Annotated in this window: 5 protein-coding genes; 1 reads left to right on the top strand and 4 read right to left on the bottom strand. The window is 64.6% G+C overall.

What is annotated here, in order from left to right; translation table 11 throughout:
• Positions 1 to 150: 150 nt before the first annotated feature.
• The 3 genes from IVB47_RS34540 to IVB47_RS34530 all read right to left on the bottom strand — a co-directional run bounded on the left by IVB47_RS34540 (position 151) and on the right by IVB47_RS34530 (position 4,125).
• Entirely contained in the window at positions 151 to 1,338 is a 1,188-nt protein-coding gene (locus tag IVB47_RS34540; protein ID WP_027568361.1) for an aminotransferase class V-fold PLP-dependent enzyme, read from the bottom strand.
• Positions 1,339 to 1,445: 107 nt separating this feature from the next.
• Positions 1,446 to 2,186, bottom strand: coding sequence for a thermonuclease family protein (locus tag IVB47_RS34535; protein ID WP_247284752.1), 741 nt, complete (start codon positions 2,184 to 2,186; stop codon positions 1,446 to 1,448).
• Between the two features lie 211 nt (positions 2,187 to 2,397).
• Complete coding sequence (locus IVB47_RS34530) at positions 2,398 to 4,125, bottom strand: hypothetical protein (protein ID WP_247468337.1); 1,728 nt, start codon at positions 4,123 to 4,125, stop codon at positions 2,398 to 2,400.
• Positions 4,126 to 4,549: 424 nt separating this feature from the next.
• On the opposite strand from IVB47_RS34530, the gene IVB47_RS34525 reads away from it, so the two are divergent.
• Entirely contained in the window at positions 4,550 to 5,398 is an 849-nt protein-coding gene (locus IVB47_RS34525; RefSeq protein ID WP_247284754.1) for a caspase family protein, read from the top strand.
• A 303-nt stretch (positions 5,399 to 5,701) separates the two neighbouring features.
• On the opposite strand, the gene IVB47_RS34520 is transcribed toward IVB47_RS34525, so the two are convergent.
• Positions 5,702 to 6,589: an HlyD family efflux transporter periplasmic adaptor subunit gene (locus tag IVB47_RS34520; RefSeq protein WP_247468334.1), complete on the bottom strand. Its 888-nt coding sequence runs from the start codon at positions 6,587 to 6,589 to the stop codon at positions 5,702 to 5,704.
• Positions 6,590 to 6,822 lie beyond the last annotated feature (233 nt).

Here is a 6,822-nt window from a genome sequence, read left to right as displayed (position 1 = left end):
GAAGGCCGGGACCCATAACCCCAGGGAGGAGTTTGGCGAAGATTCGCAGTTAAAGCTCTTTCCGCGGTACGGACACCGTGCGTCACGGATAGATCACGGGGTATGGGTCCCGGCCTTCGCTGGGACGACAGCGGAGTTTCCGGCTTGCGCCTACACCGCCACCTCTTCGCCGAGATACGCAACCGCTGCCTCAAGCCCGCCTTTGCCGTGCGGGATCTTCAGCGCGTTCAGCCCGACCTCGATCACCCCCAACGTGCCGAGCAGCATTGGCGCGTTGACGTGGCCCATATGGGCGATGCGGAAGGCTTGCCCCGAGAGATCGCCGATGCCGGTGCCGAGCACCACGCCGCACTTCTCCTTGCAATAGCGTTGCAGGATTGCCGGATCGTGGCCATTGCTCATGGTCACCGTGGTCACGGTGTTGGAGCGTTCGCTGGCTTCCGCGACGTTGAAGCCGAGCACCTGGCCTTCGGACCACGCGCCAACCGCGCGTCGTGCGGCCTCGCCGAGCAGGCTGTGGCGGCGGAAGGCGTTCTCCAGTCCCTCCTCGTGCAGCAGGTCGATCGCCTGGCGCAGCGCGAACAGCAGATGGACCGGCGCGGTGCCGGCATATTTGCGATAATGCTCGCTGCCCTCGCGCTCGCTCCAGCTCCAATAGGGCGTGCTCATGTTGGCGGTCTTCTGGACCTCGAGCGCACGCGCGTTGGCCGCGACGAAGCCGAGGCCGGGCGGCGTCATCAGGCCCTTTTGCGAGCCCGACATCGCAACGTCGATGCCCCATTTGTCCATCTCGAACGGCATGCAGCCGAGCGAGGCCACAGTGTCGACCATGTACAGCGCCGGATGGCCGCTCGCCTTGATCGCCTTGCCGATCGCCTCGATGTCGTTCTGCACGCCGGACGCCGTGTCGACCTGGACGACGACGACGGCCTTGATGGTGTGATCCTTGTCGCGGCGCAGGCGCTCCTCGACTTCGTGCGGCCGCACCGCGCGGCGCCAGTCGCCCTTGAGCACCTCGACCTCGGCACCCATCAGCGCTGCGGCATGGCCCCAGCCGATTGCAAACCGTCCGCTTTCGAGCACCAGCACCTTGTCGCCGCGCGACAGCACGTTGCTCAATGCTGCTTCCCAGGCGCCGTGACCGTTGGCGATGTAGATGTAGGACTTGCCCTTGGTCGCAAACAGTTTCGAGATGTCGCTGAGCAGGCTCTCGGTCAGATCGGTCATCTGTTTGGAGTAGATGTCGATCGCCGGACGATGCATCGCCCGCAGCACCTCGTCGGGCATATTGGTGGGCCCGGGGATGGCCAGAAATTCCCGGCCCGCGCGAACGGTCATTGCTGTTGGTCCTTGTTGCCTGAGAACAGGATGGTGGATCGCTGATTCACACTTTTACGCGGCGCTGCGGTGCAAGAAAAGGCCGGAAAACGCAGGTCTGACGTGGGTTATCTCTTAGTCTCGCGGCAGCCCGCATCTTCGGCTTCCTCCACCGAGCAGAACCAGCGCGTGCCCTTGCTGATCTTCATCTTGATCTGCGCATACCAGCGACTGGTCGGCCGGTGATAGATGCATTCGCCGGCGGAGTTGACATTGCCCTTGATGGTGCAGTCCGGCGAGGGCGCGACCGGGCCCGAGGCCGAAGCGAGCAGGATCGCATGCGCGCCGTCGGGCGGCTTGGTGGCGCCGAGGATGGTGGTCTTCTTGTTGCGCTCGCGCCAGTCCCAGGGCGCAATGAAGGCGCCCTGCCACATCCCGGCCTTGGCCTCCCGCGCGGCCTTCTCGTCCGCCTCATAGTCGTGCGACATGCGGGTGTAGGCCAGCGCCCAGCCTGCGCGCACCAGCCATTTCTGGATATCCTCGCCGCCGACATCGCAGCGCGCCACGGTGCGGCCGCGCCGGTCGATCGACCTCGCATGGCAGACCCAGTTCTTGCCGTCGGCGTATTTGGCGAGCTCGTCGCGGGCCGCGATGCCGCAGGTCCAGCGCTCGCCCTTGTTGTTGAGGCAGAGCTGGTCGACCGCGGGCGCGTCGATGCCGCCGAGCCTGATCCGCGTGTTGCCGATCATCACGGCGTCGCCGGCGCGAACCTTAGCGGTGCCGGTGATGTCGGCGGCCTCAGCCGGCGACGGCAAGCCAGGCAAGGAGAAGCCAAGCAATGACAGCGCAATCAGGAATTTTCGCAACATGCCGGCCCGCGTGTGATGAAAATTGCGATAGACCTCGCAATTGTGGTCGGCTTTTGTCCGCCCGGCCAGCATATGCCTGGCAGTTGGGCTTTCAACTTACTGTCATCGGGCGAAGTTTGTAGGGTGGGTTAGCCGAAGGCGTAACCCACCTCTTTCATCTCCACGGTGGCGGAAGTGGTGGGTTACGCTTCGCTAACCCACCCTACGAAACCTATCCCCGCGCCATCGCCCGCTTGGCCACCGCCAGCCCCATCAGCACGAACGCCGACGTGACCTCAGGCCCGCCGACCAAAATCCGCGTCGGCGTCTTCATCTTGTTCCATTCATAAGCGCGGAACGGGCCGCGGCGACCGCCTTCGCCGAGGCTCGCGACGATCACGTTCAGCGCCGGCGCAAAGGCGCGCGGGTCGGCGCCGAGATGGCCGAGCGCGATCAGAGCGAGCGCTGCGTCGAACACGTTCATCTCGGCGGCCATCAGCTCGCCCTTGACGTAGGAGAGCACGCGGTGGCGAATGAAATCGAAATCGCCGTCGGGATCGATGATCGCCTGCGCCGCCAGCGGCAGCGCCAGGAAGGCGGCGTAGCAGCGGCCGAAATAGGCGCTGTAGAGCTCCGGCAAATAATAGATGTGCGAGCGCGGATTGGCGAAGGCGCCGCTCGCCGCCAGTCGCTTCTGGAAGCCGATGATGCGATGAACGGTGGCAAGCCGCGCCGGCGTTTCCAATACTTTCCAGCGCGCGAGATTGCGGAAGCTGACCTCGAGAATGTCGAGATTCAGCGTCGGATCGAGGTCATTGCCATAGGGCCGCTCGCCCTTGAGATTGTCGATCCAGGTCGCAACCCCGCCCTCATAGTCGATATTGTCGTTGATCGGCACGGTCACGCGCGGCTCGTTGACCCCCGCCTGTACCTGATAGCCCGCGTAGAAATCCAGCAGCGGCTGGTCGAGGATCGGATCGATGCAGCCGGCTTGCGTCGCCGCGGAGATCGAGCACGCCGTGGTGTCGCAATCCGGCACGTAGACGCCGAAACCGAGGTCCTGCTTGATCTGGGCGAAGTAGCGCGAGAAGCGCGGATGCGGCGCGGGCGCGAGCGCGGTGATGACGTTGAACCGCGCGCCGTCGATGCCCTCGACCTCTTCGCGGCTGATGTTGACGCAGAAATCGACCATGTCGGCGACCGCGCGCTCCGCCGACATCTTGTCGGCGGACGAGGCCAAACCGGTCTCGACGTAGCTCAACAGCGCCTCGATGAAGAACGCGTCGTAATAGGCCGAGCGGTGGCGGATCTGCACCGGCTCCCACATCGGTTCGGCAACCCCTCGCCAGGGCGGATTGACGACAGCGCGCGCCGGTGACCGCGCGATGAAGACCCGGGCGAGGTTGAACAGCAGCGAGGAGTTCTTGTAGCCGCGCGCGTTGAGGCCCGTGAGCGCCATGGTCAGCTCGCGCCCGCGGAAATCGGGATCGCCGATCAGGTTGAACGCGGCGTAGGTCGGCAGAAAGCCATTTTTGCGGTACGAGCCCAGCAGATGCTGCGCGCAATCGCGGATCACGCTGTCGATCTGCGATGGTTGCGGTATGGCGCCGGTGAACATGGCCGGCGGCGGCTTGGGATGATCCAGCGCGATGCTGTCGACGAGATCGGCAACGGGCTGGCCGACCGCCGCCCAATCAGGCTCGGCCTCGTCGCGGGCGCGCACCAGCGCCTCGCGCAGCCGGGCCAGTTTGCCTTCGTCGCGCAGCTCGGGCAGTCCGGCCCGGCGGAGCAGCACCCGCAGTGCGGAATTGCCAAGCGCCGTCTTGTAGAACTTGGCCAGATGCGGATCGCCGCTGGCCGCAACAGACAGTACGGGATCGCAGACGTCGTAAAGCGAGGGGCCGTCCTTCCGCGCCGTCAGCGCCCGGCAGGCGGCGCCGGCAAAATATTGAAAGCTCATGAAATAACCTGGTCGCGGGAATTGGCCGGGGGCCGGCCGGCACGCTCCCAGCCGCGTGCCACCCCCTGCAAGTCGTTGAAAAAGCTACCCGGATTCGCAGGAAATACAAATGCGATGACAGTCACAGAAAAAGCCGGCACGAAGCCTGCATAATCAAGCTCCGGAAGGCTACGGGGACGCAAAAAAATCACATATTGGGCGATGCAAATTATCGCACGTTTCCAGAGACTTAGGTCAAATTTTCGGCGATCTATTGCGGGGGAGGCGATATCCGGTTAAGGCTTTGTTTGGTGCGGCGCCGCAAATTGCGCGCAATTCGGGGGCACACCCCCGGCCAATCCCTCAAACCCAAAGACGCTATCGCGCTACTCAAACAGTGTGCGCGTGCTTGGCTGGTCTTTGGCACTGACAGGAATGACGCGAGATGAATGTAACGCAGCTCGACATTTCCCGACGCACGATTGCGGTGGCCGCAGCCCTCATCGGCACGGTCTCGCTCGTGATCGGCGCCCATGCTGCCCTCAACATGCGGGCGCTCGATGCCGCCAAGGCCGTTTCGACCGACCAGGTCACCGGCTCGATCGGCCAGGCCTCGCGTCTCGCCCTCGTCATCGGCAATGGGCACTACCCCGACGCCAACGCGCCGCTGACGCAGTCGATCAACGACGCCCGCGCGCTGTCCTCGTCGCTGCGCAAGAACGGTTTTGACGTCGACATGGTGGAAGACGCGACCAAGGACGACATGGTCCGCGCCGTCAATCGCCTGAAGTCCCGGATCAAGCGCGACACCGTCGTCATGCTGTTCTTCGGCGGCTACGGCGTGCAGGCCGGCCGCGAGAGCTACATGCTGCCGGTCGATGCCGTGATCTGGAAGGAAAGCGATGTCCGCCGTCATGGCGTTTCCATCGAGGGCGTGCTCGACATGATGAAGGAGCAGGGCGCCAAGGCCAAGCTCGTCGTGGTCGACGCCTCCCGCCGCAATCCCTATGAGCGCCGCTTCCGCTCCTACAGCCACGGCCTCGCGCCGATCAGCGCGACCGACAATGCGCTGATCCTCTCCTCGGCTTCGCCCGGCAAGGTCGTCGACGACGGCAAGGGCGAGCACAGCGTGCTGGTCAGCGAGTTCCTCAACAACCTCAATGCGCAGGGCAGCGCCGAGAGCGTCTTCAACAAGACCCGCCTTGCGATCTCCCGCGCCAGCGAAGGCGACCAGGTCCCGACCGTCTCCTCCTCGCTGCTCGAGGACGTCCATTTCGGCGAAGCCGGCGGCTAGTTTTTCTTAGGTCTTGTAGGGTGGGCAAAGGCGCAACGCGCCGTGCCCACCATCTTTCCAACATTTCGATAGAAGACGCGGTCGATAGAAGACGTGGGCACGCTTCGCTTTGCACACCCTACGATCTGCGTGTTTAACGTACATCTGCCTCTTGCGCTGGTGGCGGAGTGATTGCCCCAGCTCGCATTGCGAGCGAAGCGAAGCAATCCAGGCCTTGCGAGCGCAGCGAAGCAATCCAGAATCTCCGCTGAAAGATTCTGGATCGCTTCGTCGCTTTGCTCCTCGCAATGACGATCGTGGCGATTACTTCGCCGCTTCCGCGGCCATCACCGTGCGCACCGGATCGCCTTCGCGCAGCAGCGCGCCGGCGCGGGCGACGACGATATCGCCTTCGTTGAGGCCGTCGCGGATCTCGATATTGCCGCCCGACATCAGTCCGACCTCGACGCGCTTGGTCTCGACACGGTTGCGGCGGATCACCTGCACGACGGTGCCGGCGGAGGAATACTGCACCGAGGTCAGCGGCACCGCGACGTTGCAGCTCTGGCCCGACTTGATCAGCGCACGGCCGCTCGCATTCAGCAACAGCCGCTTCTGCGCGGAAATGCCGATATAGACCATGCCCTGCTGGATGTTCGGCTCGACCGTCGGGCCGATGCGGCGGACCTTGCCGTCGATATCGCCGGCGCCGGCGATGCGCACGGTCGCCACCTGGTTGACCGCGAGCTTGCGCATATCGCTGGTCGCGACGAGGGCGACGAGATCGTACTCGCTGCGCGCCACGATCGTGAACAGCGCCTCGCCCTTGGCGGAGGCGAGATTACCGATCTGCGCGGTCGACGTCGCGATCACGCCTGCGACGGGGGCGGTGACCTGAAGCGTGCCGCCCTCGGGCAGTGCGAGCCGCGCCAGCACCTGGCCTGCGGTGGTGGTGTCGCCGGCTTCCGCCAGCACCTCCGTCACCTTCAGGCCGGGCCGCTCCGGCCGCACCGAGCTTGCCTCGCGCGCGATGATCGTGCCGGTGCCCTCGACGATGTCGGAGAAACAGGATTTTGCGACCTTCAGCACCGTGACCGCCGGCCCCTTGGGCGCGTCGTCATCGGCGGCGGCAGCGGGCCGGGCCGACAGCAACAGCAGTCCGGTGAGCGCAACGAGATGTCTGGAAACAGAACGCGCAGGCAATGAACGCATGGGTCATTCCGGTTGGGGCCTTGACGGCCTCATCGTTAGCAGAAGCGATCGCTGCGAGCCAATGGCACATCAGGGCCGGACGGATGAGAATGCCGCCCGTCGAATTAGTCTTCGGGACCGGCGTCAAGGTTCGCTGTCTTCCACCGTCCCGGCGGCCATCCTTCGAGACGCCCGCCTGCGGCGGGCCCTCAGGATGAGGTCATGTTTCGCGACGGGATGTCAGACCCTCATGG

The organism is Bradyrhizobium sp. 62 (assembly GCF_023073035.1).
GTDB lineage: Bacteria > Pseudomonadota > Alphaproteobacteria > Rhizobiales > Xanthobacteraceae > Bradyrhizobium.
This window is presented reverse-complemented; position numbering and strand designations above follow the sequence as displayed.

Excerpts from the sequence above, each read along its gene's own strand:
- IVB47_RS34540 (WP_027568361.1), bottom strand. The coding sequence starts at position 1,338 with ATGACCGTTCGCGCGGGCCGGGAATTTCTGGCCATCCCCGGGCCCACC.
- IVB47_RS34535 (WP_247284752.1), bottom strand. The coding sequence starts at position 2,186 with ATGTTGCGAAAATTCCTGATTGCGCTGTCATTGCTTGGCTTCTCCTTG.
- IVB47_RS34530 (WP_247468337.1), bottom strand. The coding sequence starts at position 4,125 with ATGAGCTTTCAATATTTTGCCGGCGCCGCCTGCCGGGCGCTGACGGCG.
- IVB47_RS34525 (WP_247284754.1), top strand. The coding sequence starts at position 4,550 with ATGAATGTAACGCAGCTCGACATTTCCCGACGCACGATTGCGGTGGCC.
- IVB47_RS34520 (WP_247468334.1), bottom strand. The coding sequence starts at position 6,589 with ATGCGTTCATTGCCTGCGCGTTCTGTTTCCAGACATCTCGTTGCGCTC.